The 14,569-nt window shown below is 62.1% G+C and carries 17 protein-coding genes, 1 tRNA gene, 1 pseudogene and 1 riboswitch; of the genes and pseudogenes, 12 read left to right on the forward strand and 7 right to left on the reverse strand.

Going from position 1 to position 14,569, the window contains the following annotated elements; genetic code table 11:
• Positions 1 to 51 precede the first annotated feature (51 nt).
• Both VSR68_RS23460 and VSR68_RS23465 read left to right on the forward strand, forming a co-directional pair.
• Entirely contained in the window at positions 52 to 435 is a 384-nt protein-coding gene (locus VSR68_RS23460) for a phage holin family protein (protein ID WP_342942208.1), read from the forward strand.
• 70 nt (positions 436 to 505) lie between these two features.
• A complete protein-coding gene (locus tag VSR68_RS23465) occupies positions 506 to 982 on the forward strand; it encodes a DUF3318 domain-containing protein (RefSeq protein WP_342942125.1) in 477 nt (158 codons plus the stop codon).
• A gap of 183 nt (positions 983 to 1,165) precedes the next feature.
• Here VSR68_RS23465 and nrdR read toward each other — a convergent pair whose 3' ends face one another.
• The gene (gene nrdR / locus VSR68_RS23475; RefSeq protein WP_342942126.1) at positions 1,166 to 1,657 is read right to left on the reverse strand and encodes a transcriptional regulator NrdR; all 492 of its coding nucleotides are present in this window, start codon (positions 1,655 to 1,657) and stop codon (positions 1,166 to 1,168) included.
• 6 nt (positions 1,658 to 1,663) lie between these two features.
• Entirely contained in the window at positions 1,664 to 2,911 is a 1,248-nt protein-coding gene (glyA, locus tag VSR68_RS23480) for a serine hydroxymethyltransferase (RefSeq protein ID WP_342942127.1), read from the reverse strand.
• Positions 2,912 to 3,095: 184 nt separating this feature from the next.
• Positions 3,096 to 3,210, reverse strand: a riboswitch (ZMP/ZTP riboswitch).
• Positions 3,211 to 3,400: 190 nt separating this feature from the next.
• Here glyA and ydfG point away from each other — a divergent pair.
• The 9 genes from ydfG (at position 3,401) to VSR68_RS23525 (ending at position 10,074) form a co-directional block, all read left to right on the forward strand.
• Positions 3,401 to 4,147, forward strand: coding sequence for a bifunctional NADP-dependent 3-hydroxy acid dehydrogenase/3-hydroxypropionate dehydrogenase YdfG (gene ydfG / locus VSR68_RS23485; RefSeq protein WP_342942128.1), 747 nt, complete (start codon positions 3,401 to 3,403; stop codon positions 4,145 to 4,147).
• Between the two features lie 109 nt (positions 4,148 to 4,256).
• Positions 4,257 to 4,727 (forward strand): tol-pal system-associated acyl-CoA thioesterase, encoded by a 471-nt coding sequence (gene ybgC / locus VSR68_RS23490; protein WP_342942129.1) that lies wholly within the window; start codon positions 4,257 to 4,259, stop codon positions 4,725 to 4,727.
• A gap of 165 nt (positions 4,728 to 4,892) precedes the next feature.
• A complete protein-coding gene (gene tolQ, locus VSR68_RS23495; RefSeq protein WP_012401829.1) occupies positions 4,893 to 5,570 on the forward strand; it encodes a protein TolQ in 678 nt (225 codons plus the stop codon).
• 10 nt (positions 5,571 to 5,580) lie between these two features.
• A complete protein-coding gene (tolR, locus tag VSR68_RS23500; protein ID WP_087732634.1) occupies positions 5,581 to 6,027 on the forward strand; it encodes a protein TolR in 447 nt (148 codons plus the stop codon).
• Complete coding sequence (gene tolA, locus VSR68_RS23505; protein ID WP_342942130.1) at positions 6,024 to 7,040, forward strand: cell envelope integrity protein TolA; 1,017 nt, start codon at positions 6,024 to 6,026, stop codon at positions 7,038 to 7,040. Before tolR ends, tolA begins: the two co-directional genes overlap by 4 nt.
• A gap of 126 nt (positions 7,041 to 7,166) precedes the next feature.
• Complete coding sequence (gene tolB / locus VSR68_RS23510) at positions 7,167 to 8,459, forward strand: Tol-Pal system beta propeller repeat protein TolB (RefSeq protein ID WP_342942131.1); 1,293 nt, start codon at positions 7,167 to 7,169, stop codon at positions 8,457 to 8,459.
• A gap of 19 nt (positions 8,460 to 8,478) precedes the next feature.
• On the forward strand, positions 8,479 to 8,985 hold the full coding sequence (gene pal / locus VSR68_RS23515) for a peptidoglycan-associated lipoprotein Pal (protein ID WP_342942132.1): 507 nt from the start codon (positions 8,479 to 8,481) through the stop codon (positions 8,983 to 8,985).
• Positions 8,986 to 9,000: 15 nt separating this feature from the next.
• Positions 9,001 to 9,750: a tol-pal system protein YbgF gene (ybgF, locus tag VSR68_RS23520; protein ID WP_342942133.1), complete on the forward strand. Its 750-nt coding sequence runs from the start codon at positions 9,001 to 9,003 to the stop codon at positions 9,748 to 9,750.
• 248 nt (positions 9,751 to 9,998) lie between these two features.
• Positions 9,999 to 10,074, forward strand: a tRNA-Lys gene (locus tag VSR68_RS23525).
• Positions 10,075 to 10,193: 119 nt separating this feature from the next.
• Here VSR68_RS23525 and VSR68_RS23530 read toward each other — a convergent pair.
• From VSR68_RS23530 to VSR68_RS42870, 5 genes are all read right to left on the reverse strand, one after another.
• Complete coding sequence (locus tag VSR68_RS23530; protein WP_342942134.1) at positions 10,194 to 11,396, reverse strand: cytochrome P450; 1,203 nt, start codon at positions 11,394 to 11,396, stop codon at positions 10,194 to 10,196.
• Between the two features lie 579 nt (positions 11,397 to 11,975).
• Positions 11,976 to 12,281, reverse strand: coding sequence for a hypothetical protein (locus VSR68_RS23535; RefSeq protein ID WP_342942135.1), 306 nt, complete (start codon positions 12,279 to 12,281; stop codon positions 11,976 to 11,978).
• Between the two features lie 15 nt (positions 12,282 to 12,296).
• Positions 12,297 to 12,563: a hypothetical protein gene (locus tag VSR68_RS23540; protein WP_342942136.1), complete on the reverse strand. Its 267-nt coding sequence runs from the start codon at positions 12,561 to 12,563 to the stop codon at positions 12,297 to 12,299.
• 238 nt (positions 12,564 to 12,801) lie between these two features.
• Entirely contained in the window at positions 12,802 to 13,566 is a 765-nt protein-coding gene (locus tag VSR68_RS23545; RefSeq protein WP_342942137.1) for an FAD-binding oxidoreductase, read from the reverse strand.
• Positions 13,518 to 13,739 (reverse strand): hypothetical protein, encoded by a 222-nt coding sequence (locus VSR68_RS42870; protein ID WP_428983565.1) that lies wholly within the window; start codon positions 13,737 to 13,739, stop codon positions 13,518 to 13,520. The genes VSR68_RS23545 and VSR68_RS42870 overlap by 49 nt, the downstream gene beginning before the upstream one ends.
• Here VSR68_RS42870 and VSR68_RS23550 point away from each other — a divergent pair.
• A pseudogene (locus tag VSR68_RS23550) lies at positions 13,665 to 14,552 on the forward strand (3-hydroxyacyl-CoA dehydrogenase family protein). The gene VSR68_RS42870 and the pseudogene VSR68_RS23550 sit on opposite strands and share 75 nt — an antisense overlap.
• The last annotated feature ends 17 nt before the right edge of the window (positions 14,553 to 14,569 follow it).

The raw sequence follows: 14,569 nt of genomic DNA on the forward strand, positions 1-14,569 counted from the left end.
CGGCCGGTCGGCTCCATCTACGCGCATCCTCGCGCGCAACACGCTCAAGCCATGATCGACAAACAATCGCACAGCGGGGACCGTGGGCCATTGCGGCGCATTCTCAGTTCGTTCTTTTCGATCCTGCAAACGCGGCTCGAACTGATCGGTATCGAGCTGGCCGAGGAAAAGGACCGGTTGCTGCTGGTGCTCTTCATGGGGCTAGCCGCCATGATGCTCGCGACGATGGCGTTGATCGCGCTGACCGCGCTCATCGCGATCGCCTTTTGGGACACCTACCGATGGCAGGCGCTCGCCGGGATCACAATCGTCTACGCAATCGCGGCGATCATTTTCGCGCTCAAGGCTCGTAGCGGCTTGCGTAATGCGCCGATGATCTTCGAAGCCACGCTTCACGAATTCCAGAAGGACCGCGAGATCTTCCGCAAACACTGAAGGCCATGCGGCCCTTGGCTGTCCATCGACAACGACTTCGATCAACCGTTCGATCAATCCGCCATCCACCATGAGCCAGGTCCATTCCGATAACACATTTCGAAGCCACCGCCACACCGGCAAAGACCTGAGCGCGCCGCATCTGCGCGCGCTGCGCAAGGAGCTGCTGATCGTGCGAGCGGACGTCGAACGCATGGAGCTCGCGCAGGCAACGTTCGATCTGCGCAATGCCGTCACGCATTTCAGCTGGCTCAAGTTCATCGTGCCAGGCTTCGGCGCGATGCCGTGGGGACGCCGTCGCGGCGCGGCCAGCGGAATCGGCGCGCTGCTAAGGGAGTACCCGCTGATCAGTTCGATCGTGTCGCTCGTGCTCGCGAAGCCGATCCGCAATAGTGTGACGGCGACCGCTAAGCCCGTACTCAAATGGGGGAGCCTCGCGTTGGCGGCATGGGAAGCATATCGCATCTACAGGCAGGTCAGGCGTGAGGCCGCGAAGCCTGCGGCAACGTCCGCCAGGGAGAAAGACGCCGATATGAACCCGCCCTGACGCAGATTGTGTTGGTCTCCGGCGCGCCGCGAACGAGCATGCACACATCGACGGCGACGACGCTGCTCCATTGCGCCGGCGCAAGTCACGTGGCATCGAGCGCCGACGACGCACCCCGTCAGCCAGTACCGCAAGCGCACGCGCTCGACACCTTCGACGAGCGGTTGCGACGAATTCGCCCCCTCAGCGCTTGCGAGGAGACTTCGCGGGCGTGGCCGGTGCGTTCATCCGGCGAAACTCTTCGATGACGTCTTCGAATTCGGAAACGTCTTCGAAGCGCCGGTAGACGGATGCAAAGCGAACGTACGCGATGGTGTCGAGCGCACGCAACTCGTTCATCACGAGTTCGCCCAGACGCTCGCTGCGCACTTCGCGCTCGCCGCTGCCAAGCAGCTGATACTCGATGCGCGACGCGGCGGCATCCACCGCGTCGGCCGCAACGGGGCGCTTGCGCAGCGCCAGTTGCATGCTCGCGATCAACTTGCGGCGATCGAATTCCGTGCGGCTGCCGTCCTTCTTCACCACGGCGGGCAACGCCAGCTCGACCCGCTCGTATGTCGTGAAACGCTTGTCGCAGGCCGGGCAACGGCGGCGACGACGGATCGCGGCGCCATCCTCCGATACGCGCGAGTCGACGACCTGCGTATCGTCATGCCGGCAGAAGGGGCAGCGCATGGCAGCTTAACGATAGACCGGGAAACGTTGCGTCAGCTCGGCGACCTGCGCGCGTACGCGCTCGATGGTGGCCGCGTCTTCCGAATTGTCCAGCACGTCGGCGATCAGGTTGCCCACCTGCTCGGCTTCCTTCGTGCCGAAGCCGCGCGTCGTCATTGCCGGCGAACCAAGACGGATGCCGCTCGTCACGAACGGCTTTTCCGGGTCGTTCGGAATCGCATTCTTGTTCACGGTGATGTGCGCGGCGCCCAGTGCCGCTTCCGCTGCCTTGCCCGTGATCTTCTTCGCGCGCAGGTCGACGAGCATCACATGGCTTTCCGTGCGGCCCGACACGATGCGCAGACCGCGCTTGACGAGCGTTTCAGCGAGCACGCGTGCGTTCTCCACCACGCGTTGCTGGTATTCCTTGAATTCCGGCGACAGCGCTTCCTTGAACGCGACCGCCTTGCCCGCGATCACGTGCATCAGCGGTCCGCCCTGAATGCCCGGGAAGATCGCCGAGTTGATCTGCTTCTCGTACTCGGCCTTCATCAGGATCACGCCGCCGCGCGGACCACGCAGGCTCTTGTGCGTGGTCGTCGTGACGAAGTCGGCGAACGGCACGGGGTTCGGGTACACGCCCGCAGCGATCAGGCCGGCGTAGTGCGCCATGTCGACCATCAGATACGCGCCGACCGACTTCGCGATCTTCGACAGACGCTCGAAATCGATGCGCAGCGCGAACGCCGATGCGCCCGCGACGATGAGCTTCGGCTTGTGTTCCTGCGCGAGCTTTTCGGCTGCGTCGTAGTCGATGTCTTCCGCTTCGTTCAGGCCGTAGCTGACCACGTTGAACCACTTGCCCGACATGTTGACGGGCGAGCCGTGCGTCAGGTGGCCGCCGTGCGCGAGGCTCATGCCCATGATCGTGTCGCCCGGCTTGAGCATCGCGAAGAACACGCCCTGGTTCGCCTGCGAACCCGAATTCGGCTGGACGTTCGCTGCTTCCGCTCCGAACAGCTGCTTCACGCGGTCAATCGCCAGCTGCTCGACGACGTCGACGTACTCGCAACCGCCGTAGTAACGCTTGCCCGGATAGCCTTCCGCGTACTTGTTCGTGAGCTGCGAGCCTTGCGCGGCCATCACGGCCGGGCTCGTGTAGTTTTCCGACGCGATCAGTTCGATGTGCTCTTCCTGACGGTGGTTCTCGTCCTGGATTGCCTTCCAGATTTCGGGGTCGACGTTGGCGATGGTGCTTTGGGCTCTGTCAAACATGCTGGTTCCGTTAAGTGTGTTCAGGTTGACCGGATCGTGCGCAGGTCGTGTGCCGGGAGCGTAGTGGGTACGCAGCACTGCTGGCCGCTGCTGATGGTGGGAGCCTTGACGTGGCGGGTGAAGGAGGTGCCGCACACGCGAGGCAGGACAACCACCGGCAGCGCAAACGACGGCGCGCTCGAAACATGGCTGCCCAGGCGAACGGCAAAACGGCACCCTGCGCTTCACGGTGGGATGCTCCACCTTGAACCCGTCACGCTTGACAGCGTCGGGTTCTATCGCCAGTCACGCAGGGGTGAGCGCGTTAGTTTATTGGAACCAGGTGGAATAGGCAACCGAACGGGCACGCGCGCCGCGCCCGCCGCCAGAAGGCCCGCAGCGCCGCTCGGCCGGCCGCCCGGACGTGCCTTCGCGCGGCGGGGTCATTCTTGCCGCAGCGCGCCATTGGAAGTAGGCTTGTGGCCTTTCTCCACCGACCAGGGAACAGCAATGATCGTGTTCGTTACCGGAGCGTCCGCCGGGTTCGGCGCCGCTATCGCCCGCGCTTTTGTCAAAGGCGGCCATCGCGTCGTCGCCACCGCGCGCCGCAAGGACCGTCTGCAGGCGCTCGCGGACGAACTCGGTGATAACCTGCTGCCGTTCGAACTCGACGTGCGCGACCGCGCGGCCGTCGAGGCGGCGCCCGCCGCCCTCCCCGCCGAGTTCGCAGCCGTCGACGTGCTCGTCAACAACGCGGGCCTCGCACTCGGCCTCGAACCGGCCCAGCGTGCGCTGCTCGACGACTGGACGACGATGATCGAGACCAACTGCATGGGCCTCGTGCAGGTCACGCGCGCGTTCCTGCCCGGCATGATCGAGCGCAATCGCGGGCATGTGTTCAACCTCGGCTCGGTTGCGGCGACGTGGCCGTATCCGGGCGGCAACGTGTACGGCGCGACCAAGGCGTTCGTGCGCCAGTTCAGCCTGAATCTGCGCGCCGACCTGCACGGCACGCCAGTTCGCGTGACGGACATCGAGCCGGGCCTGTGCGGCGGCACCGAGTTTTCCAACGTGCGTTTTCGCGGCGACGACGAAAAGGCGGCAAACGTCTATCAGAATGTCCAGCCGCTCACGCCCGAAGACATCGCCGATTCGATCTACTGGATCGCGACGCGCCCCGCTCACGTCAACATCAACACGATCGAGCTGATGCCCGTCGCACAGTCGTTCGCCGGCCTGAACATCCACCGGGGTTGAGCATCGCCGCAACGGGATATCCGGCGACCGCGAAAGAGCGCGCGGCGCCCGCGCAACAAATGTGCCCAAAAATGCGGCGCGCTTTTGCGTTCCGGTAAAATGCGCGGCTATGAATATGTCTGACAGTCAGTCTGACGCGGAAACCGGTTTTATCTGGCCGATTCGCGTGTATTACGAAGACACCGACGCCGGCGGCATCGTGTTCTACGCGAACTACCTGAAGTTTTTCGAGCGCGCCCGCACCGAATGGCTGCGGGCCTGCGGAGTCGATCAACGCAAGCTGGCCGACGAAACAGGCGCGCTGTTCGTCGTGCGCAGCACCGCGCTCGACTATCGCGCGCCCGCGCGGCTCGACGACGTGCTGCGCATCGTCAGCCGGATCGAGCGGATCGGCCGGGCGTCGGTGGACTTCGCTCAGGAAGCCTGGCGCGACGACACGCTGCTGGTAACGGGCACGATCCGCGTGGGCTGCGTCGACTCGACGGCGATGAAACCGGCCGCCATTCCTCCGCCTGTTCTCGCTGCGTTGCGGCGCGGATCGGACTCAAACGGCGCGAGCGTGTCAACGGCAGGCAATTAAGTGTCGTTGTTACCTCGACAGTGAATTCGTAACGGTCACAACAAGACCAAGCATGGTTCGGCGAAGGATCCGCCGAAGCTTCCGGTTTGCCGACTGAATGCCAACCGACCGCTTCGAACCGCCTTTCAGCCGGATGCCCCTCCCGGGACGTTACAGCGAAACTCTATGAACACTACTCAAGATCTTTCGATCATTTCTCTTGTTCTCAATGCGAGCCTGCTGGCGCAGGCGGTGATGGCGCTACTGCTGCTGCTGTCGCTGATGTCGTGGACCTTCATCTTCCGCAAGTGGTTTGCGATTCGCCGCGCGCGGGCGCAGACTGAACGTTTCGAACGCGATTTCTGGTCGGGCGGCGACCTGCAGGCGCTGTATCAGAGCGCGGCGAACAACCGTCACACGATCGGGGCGCTCGAACGTATCTTCGAATCGGGCATGCGTGAGTTTCTGAAAGGCAAGGAAAAGCGGATCAACGATCCGGGCGCGATTCTCGACGGCGCACGCCGCGCGATGCGCGCCGCATTCCAGCGCGAAATGGATGTGCTCGAAGCCAACCTCGCGTTCCTTGCATCCGTCGGTTCCGTCAGCCCGTATATCGGTCTTTTCGGCACGGTGTGGGGCATCATGAATGCGTTCCGCGGTCTCGCGAACGTCCAGCAGGCGACGCTCGCGAACGTCGCGCCAGGCATCGCCGAAGCGCTGACTGCAACAGCCATTGGTCTCTTTGCCGCCATCCCCGCCGTCGTCGCGTACAACCGCTACGCGCACGACATCGATCGCCTCGCGATCCGCTTCGAAACCTTCATCGAAGAGTTCTCGAACATCCTGCAACGCCAGGCCCATTAAGGAGTCCACGATGGCCGGTTCAGTTCGTTCCAGCATGCGCGGCAGCCGCTCGCGCCGCGCGATGTCCGATATCAACGTCGTGCCGTACATCGACGTGATGCTCGTGCTGCTCGTGATCTTCATGGTGACGGCCCCGCTCGTCGCGCCGTCGATCGTGAACCTGCCGACTGTCGGCGGCGCCGCGCCCCAGCAGCAGACGCCGCCCGTCGTCGTCAACATCCGCGCGGACGGCAACATGAGCGTCAAGTACAAGGATGACGCGGGCACGACCCAGCAGGAGACGATGACGCAGGCCGACCTGCGCAGCTTCGTCACCGACCGCGAGGCATCGCATCCGGATCAGCCTGTCGTGATCGCCGCCGACAAAACCGTGAAGTATGAAGTCGTGATGAACGTGATGTCCGACCTGAAGGCTCGCGGCGTCAAGCGCGTTGGATTGCTCGTCAAATCGCAATGATCCGCCGACCGAAAAACGTCTATCCGCTGCAGCCGCCGCGCGAGCGCGGCACGGGGCGCGCGTTCGCGCTCGCCGCGCTGATGCACGTGCTTCTCGGATTCTTCCTGTATCACGGCATCCACTGGCAGAACAGCACGCCCGCGGGCGCGGAAGCCGAACTGTGGACGCAGGTGCCGGATACGCCGGCGCCCCGCCCCGCTCCGCCGCCGCCCGCGCCGGTGAAGCCCGCGCCGCAGGTCAACGACGAAGAGGCTGACATCGCGCTGCAGGAAAAGAAGCGTAAACAGCAGGAAGCCCAGCGTCAGGCCGAACTCGCCGAGCAGCAGCGTCAGCAGAAATTGCAGGCCCAGCAGGAAGCGGAAGCGAAGCGCCAGCAGCAGCTGGCCGCCGATCAGGCGGCGGCCGCAGCAGCCGCGAAGCTCAAGCAGCAACAGCAACAACAGCAGCAAGCCGAAAGGTTGAAGCAGCAGCAGTTGGCCCAGCAGAAGCAGGACCAGTTGAAGAAGCAGCAGGAAGAGCAGCAGAAGGAACAGCAAGCGAAGCAGGCCCAGGCCGAAGCACAGGCCAAGGCTGAGGCGGCGAAAGCCGCGAAGGCCAAGGCACAGGCGCAGGCCGAAGCCGCGAAGAAGCTCGATGCGGAGCGCCGCGAGCGTCTCGCGGCGATGCAGGGTATGGCGGGCGGCGAAGGCTCGACGAGCAACGGCCTGACGAAGGGCGGCACGGGCAGCGGCGCGGGCGGCAACGCCGCGTCGCCGGGCTATGCGGACAAGGTCCAGCGGCGCGTGCGTCCGAACATCGTCTGGTCGGGCGACACAGCGGGGCTCGAAACCGTGGTTGCCGTCCACTGCGCGCCGACAGGTACGTTGCTGAGCGCGACCGTCACGCGCAGCAGCGGCAATTCGGCGTGGGACGACGCTGCGTTGCGCGCCGTCCAGCGCTCGGACCCGATGCCGCAAGACGTCAACGGCAAGACGCCCGCGAGCTTTACGATCACACTGCGTCCAGCCGCCTGAACGCGCTGAACCGCGTTGAACGGTCCGCCCGCCTTACAAGTAGGCGACCGGGAACGATTTCTGCGTATGGCGGTCTGTTTGTAATCCTGGAGTGTTAGAAATTCGTTTTTGGGGAATCTATACAGAATGAGTTTGATGACCAAGCTAGGCCTGCGAGCGCTCGTAGCGTCGTGCCTGATCGCCACCGGCGGTGCCGCCCATGCACAACTCAACGTCCTCGTGACGGGCGTAGGGTCCACCCAGTTCCCGATTGCCACGGCAAATTTTGCCAACGAGGCAAATTCTCCCCAGCAGATCAGCGCGATCGTCCGCCAGGACCTTCAGCGCAGCGGTAAATTCACCAACATCGACGCCGGCGGCACGCCCGTTTCGGAAGGCGATTCGGTCGATCTGGGCGCGTGGAAGGCCAAGGGTGCGGACGCGTTCGTCGCGGGCAGCGTCACGCGTCTGCCGAACGGCCAATACCAGGTGCGCTTCAAGCTGTACGACACCGTCAAGCAGCAGAACCTCGGCGGCCTGGAGTTGACCAGTCCGGAAAGCGGCCTGCGCATGAGCGCGCACAAGGTCGCGGACTATATCTACGCCAAGCTGATGGGCGGCCGTGGCGTGTTCGCGACGCGCCTGTCGTATGTGATCAAGACGGGCGGCCGCTACCAGTTGCAGATTTCGGATTCCGACGGCCAGGACGCGCACATCGCGCTCTCCAGCCCCGAGCCGATCATCTCGCCCGCATGGTCGCCGGACGGCACGAAGGTCGCGTACGTGTCGTTCGAACGAAAGAAGCCGATCGTCTACATTCACGATCTGCCGACGGGCCGCCGCACCGTCGTGTCCGATCAGAAGGGCAACAACAGTGCGCCCGCATGGTCGCCTGACGGCCGCACGGTCGCCGTCGCCCTGTCGCGCACCGGCAATACGCAGATTTTCGCCGTCAACGCCGACGGCAGCGGCCTGCGCCGTCTGACACAAGGCACTTCGATCGATACTGAGCCGTCGTACTCTCCCGACGGCCAGTCGATCTATTTCACCAGCGACCGCGGCGGCCAGCCGCAAATTTATAAAATGCCGGCCAGCGGCGAAGGCTCGGGCGGCGCGCAGCGCGTGACATTCAGCGGGAACTACAATACGAGTCCGCGCGTGAGCCCGGACGGTAAGCAACTCGCATACATCTCGCGCACGGGTGGGGGCTTCAAGCTGTACATCCAGGATCTGCAGTCGGGCGTCGCGACGGCGCTCACCGATACGACACATGACGAATCGCCGAGCTTCGCGGCGAATGGTCAGTACATTCTTTACGCCACTCAGGTGAACGGCCGTGGCGTGTTGGCCGCAGTTTCGACCGACGGTCGTACGCGGCAGGTCCTGTCCGTTCAGGGGGGCAGCGTACGCGAGCCTTCCTGGGGCCCGTTTATGCAATAACACACAAGGAGAGTGAAGCATGATGTCCAAACTTCGAATCGCGTTTGCCGTGACCATGGTCGGCGCGCTGGCTGCCTGTCATTCGGGCGTCAAGCTCGACGAGAACGCCAACAAGGGCGGCGCAGGCGCGCAACCTAACCCGAACGATGTCGCCACGGTGAACGTCGATCCGTTGAACGATCCGAACAGCCCGCTCGCAAAGCGCAGCATCTATTTCGATTTCGACAGCTACTCGGTCAAGGACGATTACCAGCCGCTGCTGCAGCAACACGGGCAGTACCTGAAGAGCCATCCGCAGCGTCACGTTCTGATCCAGGGCAACACGGACGAGCGCGGCACCAGCGAGTACAACCTGGCACTCGGCCAGAAGCGTGCTGAAGCAGTCCGTCGCTCGCTGTCGCTGCAGGGCGTTCCGGAATCGGAAATGGAAGCCGTGAGCCTCGGCAAGGAAAAGCCTGTGGCATCGGGTCATGACGAAGCGTCGTGGGCGCAGAACCGCCGCGCCGACCTCGTCTATCAACAGTAATAGGTGGCAAGCCGTATGACGCACCGTTTCTCCTGGCTGCGCATGGCCGCAGCCGCTTGCGTCGCAGGGACGGCCGCGATGGCCCTGCCCGCTCACGCAGGCATGTTCGACGACGATCAGGCTCGCCAGGCGATCCTCGATCTGCGCAGCAAGACTGATAGTCTGTCGAGCCAGCTGTCGGCGGCTCAACGCACGATCCTCGATCAATCCAACCGTCTCGACCAGTTGAACCAGCAGGTCGCGACGCTGCGCGGACAGAACGAGGACCTCGCCAATCAGCTCGCTACGTTGCAGAAGCAGCAGAAGGACTACTACACCGACCTCGACGGTCGCCTGAAGAAGTTCGAGCCGCAGCAACAGACGGTCGATGGCGTCGAGGGCAGCGTGCAGCCCGGTGAAACGGATGCGTTCAACGCGGCTTCGCAGCAGTTCCGCAACGGGGACTTCAAGAACGCGGCGACATCGTTCCGCAGCTTTATCGCGAAGTACCCGCAAAGCCCGTATCAGCCGACGGCGCAGTACTGGCTCGGCAACGCGCTGTACGCGCTGCGCGACTACAAGGGCTCGACGACCGTCTGGCAAGGTATCGTGCAGAAGTATCCGCAGCATCCGCGCGCGCCTGAGGCCTTGCTGGCAATCGCGAACAATCAGCTCGAACAGGGGCAGAAGGCCGCCGCCAGAAAAACGCTCGAGCAGATCGTCGCGCAATACGGCGGCTCCGATGTCGCGCAGTCTGCGCAAAGCAAGCTTTCGCAGATCAAGTGATTTTGCGATTCTTTGCGGCGTCCGGTTTGTGCCGGGCGCCCGGTTGCTAGATGTAGACGCAGTAAAAGCACGCCGTGTCGAGGTTCGATAACCGATACGCGTGCCTCTCGCTGGAAAGCCCGGAACTTCGCGGTTTCGGGCTTTTCGTTTTTTGGGCTTTTGGTTTTCGGGCTGTCCGTCGGCGACTAGTTTGCCCGGCGCATTGTTGACAGCCCCTGCCCTCGCCGATATAATTTCGCTTCTCTTTTGGGTCGTTAGCTCAGCTGGTAGAGCAGCGGACTTTTAATCCGTTGGTCACTGGTTCGAATCCAGTACGGCCTACCAAAGATTAGCAGTGGGAAACCAAGGGCTTGCAGACGCAAGCCCTTTTTCTTTGGTGCGCCCGGGGGCCATGGGAACGAACTCTACATTGTTATCGGACTAAGCGCGGGGAGCAGGTCACGTCAAACCGCGCACATCAACGACTTCACGCCTCGCAAGACGTTACGGGGCTGCCACTCCAGATTGTCCAGATTCGTCAGGCGCAGCGTCGGCAGGCGCCTGAGGATGGTACCCAGCGCACTTTCCAGTTCCAGCATTGCAAGGCGAGCACCAATACAATAGTGGATGCCTGCCGCAAACATCAACGGTATCGCTGTCGTCTCCGGGCGGTCGATAGTCAGCTTCTCAGGCTCTGCATACTGTGCCGGGTCGCGATTTGCTGCCCCAAGCGACAGCATGACGAGTGTCCCCCGGGGAATGGGGATACCGGCAATCTCCGTGTCTTCCAGCGCGATACGCTGCACTGCCTGCAACGAACTGTCAAAACGAATGCACTCGTTGATAGCGCTCGGCAAGAGTTCCGGATGAGCGCGCAACTTCTCGAGCTGGTCGGGATGCCGATGCAGGGCAATCAGCGCATTGCCAATCATGTTGCCTGTTGTCTCGTGGCCGGCAGCGAATACCAACAACACATTCGAAACGACTTCTTCTTCGGTAAGCGTGTCGCCGTTGTCATTCACTGACAGAAGCATCGAGATAAGGTCACTTCCGGGCTTTTTCCGTCGAGCTGCCACCAAGTCTTTGAAGTAGGCCTCGAGATTGACATTTGCCGCGTTAGCCGCAGCAAGCTGCTCCGTATTGAGCGGCGCGGCTTCCAGCGCCTGCCCCATCTTGCTGACTTCGGCACCCAGCATCAGTGCGTCCTCGACGCGCATATCCATTATTTTGCAAATGAGCCGAACGGGCATCGGTGTCGTAAAGCCTGAGACGAGGTCAAACGGGCCGTCCGTCGGCAAGGCATCAATCAGCTCATCACTCGTTGCCTGTGACATCTCACGCATCGAGTCAATCTGCTTCGTATTGAACGCCTTCATGAGCAACGCGCGCAACCGCGTATGCGTGGGCGGATTCATCATCAGCAGCGTGCGTGAGAGCGCTTGAAACACCCGCTGTTGAACACCAGCTTCACCATACCGGGAACGAACCGCTTGCAGATACGCTTTGCCCATCTTACGGTCAAGCAGCACTGACCGAACAATCTCGGCCCGTCCTGTCATCAGTGTGTTGGGCGCAATCGGAATGAACGGTCCCGCCTGGCGGAGATGCTGATACAGCGGATAAGGGTCTCGGTAGAACTCAGCAGATGCAAGGTCGGTATATTTCATGAATGGTTTTTGATAGATTCTTGAAAGCAATGCCTGCCTTTCTTGTAACTGCTTTTTGGAAAGTTAGCTCGAAAATGATTCCCAACCTAAAGCTTTTCTCGCCGCCAGCAAACTTTTAGTTTTCGAAGCTTTGCGTAATATTGATTCAATTTTTAGTAAACGCAATTCTACTGTCCTCTGTAGTGAAAAATCGTCGTTTTCGAAGCAAGGTGCGTCCACAACGAAGCACAGTTGAATCGGGTTCAACGATTTTACGTCTTTGAGTACGACGCAATGCGGGACATCGTTATCAAGAGGAAAGCACAACAGCCCGCATCACGGGCAGCAGCGAGTGGCCCCGTGCGTCCACGCGCACGCACTACGGAACTCGCCTGTCTGGCGCTTAGTGCCGCAGAATCCACGATGCTTGACGCTTCAATACTTCAGTTCGCTCCTGGATTTTCGCCGCGAGACAATCCCGGTACATGTTCCCGGGATTGATGACGTTCGACGAAGCGTCGTTGCCTGCGCCGGGAAGAACGAGGCATTTCGTGCTTTCCAATTGCCAGGCGTCTTCCAACGACTGCAAACTGTCAATCATCAGCGCGGAGAATTATTGTTGCGTTGGCGGCCTGCGAAAGCCGTCGTCCGCCACCAGCACGGCAAAAAACATCGTCCTGACAGGCACGCCCGCCCACGCGCCCTTCCCCATTGCGGCAAGAACCTCGCAAGCGGCCAGCCTATCGCCACCATCAGCAATGCTCGAACGCAGTGCGCGATGACGATCGTCAGCAGGTTCGCACCGATTTCACGCTTGCTGGATGCCCGAGGCTTCCGGAACTCGCCCGTGAAGAGGTCGAGCAGCAGCAGCCCCAGCATGACCCCTGCGATCACGACAAGATTCATCTTCCGTCTCCTTCCCTATCGCGTTGCGGGCGCGCCCTTGCGGCCTTCGACTAGAACGACAGGCACGCCGACCTTGGCGGGATTGACGGTCACTTCGACGTCGATGGTGCCTTCGACGTCCGCAAAGTCTCCTGTACCGCCGCGGATGAATATCCTCCCCCGATCGCCATGCTCCGTGTCGCTCTGGAAATGAAAGTACGCGACACCTCCCGCCGTCGACTTCAGTTCGCAATCGCCGACGCCATCGATCTGTCGGGGTCCCCACCAGCGTATCGACGACACTGCACTGCGACGAAAAGCGTATCGTCCTGCCCTGTGCCACCAGCACGCCCGCGCCCTCCGCGACGATGCTCACGCGTGACTTGTCGGGGCCGGTATTGATGCGCGATGTCGCCTTGACGGCAGCGCCGACCGTCAATCCGATCGGCGCGTTCGCGGCATGCGCGTGCGCAGCCACAGCGAGCAGCACGCAAAGTGCAAGGTTATGTTTCACCATATCGGTCTCCTGCACGAACTGGAATCAAACCGCAGCTTCAGCAAGATGGCTTCGATCGAGGAAGCTGTCGTAGTGAATGCAGTTCGGGGACACGACGCCGCTCAATTGGTCGAGCGTCGCGTCGATCATCGGCGGTGGTCCGCACAGATAGAAACTGCTGTCAGCAATGCTGCAGAACTGCTCGAGATGATCGGTGCAAAAACCGCGCAGACCGTTCCATCCCAAATCGACTGGCTCATGTGAGAGGACAGAAAGCAGCAACAGGCGTCCCGTACCGGGCCACGCGCGCCGCAGGCGCTCCAGGTCTTCCAGGCGGTAGAGATCACGCTGACTGCGAGCACAGAAGAACAGCGTCGTATCGGGAGCGGCCGGGCGCGCGCTCAAGTCTTCGAGCATCGCCATGATCGGTGCGAGGCCGCTGCCGCCCGCGATGCAGACGACGGAACGGCCATCGTTGCGGAATCGGAAATCGCCGAGCGGACCAGTCAGGTCGACGGCCTGCCCGACGCGCGGAGCTGCGAAGAGCCACTCGGTGAACTCGCCACCCGACACCAGGCGCACGTGAAATTGCACCTCGTATTGCCGCTCGCCCAGCGGCGCTGCGCAAAAGGAATAACAGCGCGGCGTCGACGCCAGCACGGGATTCCCAGGGACGCTCAGTTGCGCATATTGACCCGCGCGGTAAGCGATCCCGTGATCCAGTTCGACTGTCAGCCTGCGAATATCGTGATTGAGCGTCGTCACCGCCTTGATCCGCCCAGTAGTGCGCACAAGCCCTTGTTCCTCCATGTCCGCCGACAGTCCTGGGATTGCAAGCACCACGTCGCTATGCGCTTCGCCCTGGCACGCGAGAAGATAACCGCGCTGCAACAAAGCGCATCGACGTGATGCGTGATGTCGCGCCTGAGCCGCACTTTTCCGCGCAGCAGGCGGCAACGACACGAACCGCACTCGCCTGTCATGCACAGATGGGGAATCCGCACTTCTTCAGTCCAGCTAACGTGATGAAGCTGCTCGAAGTGGTGCGCGGCAAGGCAACGGGCAAGGACGTGCTCGCGACCGTGATACAGATCGCGAAGTAGATCAAAAAGGTGGCCGTCGTTTCTGGCGTATGCGACGGCTTCATCGGCAATCGCACGCTCGAGCAGTACTGCCGCCAGGCCGGGCTGATGCTCGACGAAGGCGCGCTGCCCGAGCAGATCGACCGCGCAATCGAGCAGTTCGGCTTCGCGATGGGCACATTCCAGATGATCGACATGGCGGGCAACGATATCGCGTGGGCGATCCGCAAGCGCCGCGCGATCGAGCGCCCGGAGTTCAAATATTCGAAGGCGGGCGACCTGCTGTGCGAAATGGAGCGACTGGGGCAAAAAGCCGGCGCCGGCTGGTACGACTACAAGCCCGGCGACCGGAAGGCGTATCCGAGCCCGCTCGTCAATGAAATGATCGTCCAGCACTCGAAAGACCTCGGCATCACGCGGCGCAAGATCTCCGACGAGGAAATCGTCAAGCGGCTCGTGTTCGCGCTCGTCAACGAGGGCGCGCTGATTCTCGAAGAAGGCATCGCGTCGAACGCCTCCATCGACATGGTCAATCTGAACGGCTATGGCTCTCCGGCCTTCCGCGGTGGCCCGATGCTGCACGCGGATCAGGCGGGACTCTGCGACGTCGCGAATGCGATCCGCCGTTACGCGAAGGGCTATCACGGCCACGCGTGGGAAGTCGCGCCGCTGCTTCAACGGCTCGCCGACGCGGGCGGGACCTTCAACGGCTGAATGCTGCCGAATTCGAT

Origin of the sequence: Paraburkholderia phymatum (assembly GCF_038900715.1) — a bacterium.
GTDB classification, from domain to species: Bacteria; Pseudomonadota; Gammaproteobacteria; order Burkholderiales; family Burkholderiaceae; genus Paraburkholderia; species Paraburkholderia phymatum_A.

What these genes read in the sequence shown, in the direction of transcription:
- ybgC (WP_342942129.1), top strand. Translation starts at nt 4,257, where the DNA reads ATGAATATGTCTGACAGTCAGTCTGACGCGGAAACCGGTTTTATCTGG.
- VSR68_RS23460 (WP_342942208.1), top strand. Translation starts at nt 52, where the DNA reads ATGATCGACAAACAATCGCACAGCGGGGACCGTGGGCCATTGCGGCGC.
- VSR68_RS23465 (WP_342942125.1), top strand. Translation starts at nt 506, where the DNA reads ATGAGCCAGGTCCATTCCGATAACACATTTCGAAGCCACCGCCACACC.
- tolR (WP_087732634.1), top strand. Translation starts at nt 5,581, where the DNA reads ATGGCCGGTTCAGTTCGTTCCAGCATGCGCGGCAGCCGCTCGCGCCGC.
- tolQ (WP_012401829.1), top strand. Translation starts at nt 4,893, where the DNA reads ATGAACACTACTCAAGATCTTTCGATCATTTCTCTTGTTCTCAATGCG.
- glyA (WP_342942127.1), bottom strand. Translation starts at nt 2,911, where the DNA reads ATGTTTGACAGAGCCCAAAGCACCATCGCCAACGTCGACCCCGAAATC.
- ybgF (WP_342942133.1), top strand. Translation starts at nt 9,001, where the DNA reads ATGACGCACCGTTTCTCCTGGCTGCGCATGGCCGCAGCCGCTTGCGTC.
- tolB (WP_342942131.1), top strand. Translation starts at nt 7,167, where the DNA reads ATGAGTTTGATGACCAAGCTAGGCCTGCGAGCGCTCGTAGCGTCGTGC.
- VSR68_RS23545 (WP_342942137.1), bottom strand. Translation starts at nt 13,566, where the DNA reads ATGGAGGAACAAGGGCTTGTGCGCACTACTGGGCGGATCAAGGCGGTG.
- nrdR (WP_342942126.1), bottom strand. Translation starts at nt 1,657, where the DNA reads ATGCGCTGCCCCTTCTGCCGGCATGACGATACGCAGGTCGTCGACTCG.
- tolA (WP_342942130.1), top strand. Translation starts at nt 6,024, where the DNA reads ATGATCCGCCGACCGAAAAACGTCTATCCGCTGCAGCCGCCGCGCGAG.
- pal (WP_342942132.1), top strand. Translation starts at nt 8,479, where the DNA reads ATGATGTCCAAACTTCGAATCGCGTTTGCCGTGACCATGGTCGGCGCG.
- VSR68_RS42870 (WP_428983565.1), bottom strand. Translation starts at nt 13,739, where the DNA reads ATGACAGGCGAGTGCGGTTCGTGTCGTTGCCGCCTGCTGCGCGGAAAA.
- VSR68_RS23530 (WP_342942134.1), bottom strand. Translation starts at nt 11,396, where the DNA reads ATGAAATATACCGACCTTGCATCTGCTGAGTTCTACCGAGACCCTTAT.
- ydfG (WP_342942128.1), top strand. Translation starts at nt 3,401, where the DNA reads ATGATCGTGTTCGTTACCGGAGCGTCCGCCGGGTTCGGCGCCGCTATC.
- VSR68_RS23535 (WP_342942135.1), bottom strand. Translation starts at nt 12,281, where the DNA reads ATGAATCTTGTCGTGATCGCAGGGGTCATGCTGGGGCTGCTGCTGCTC.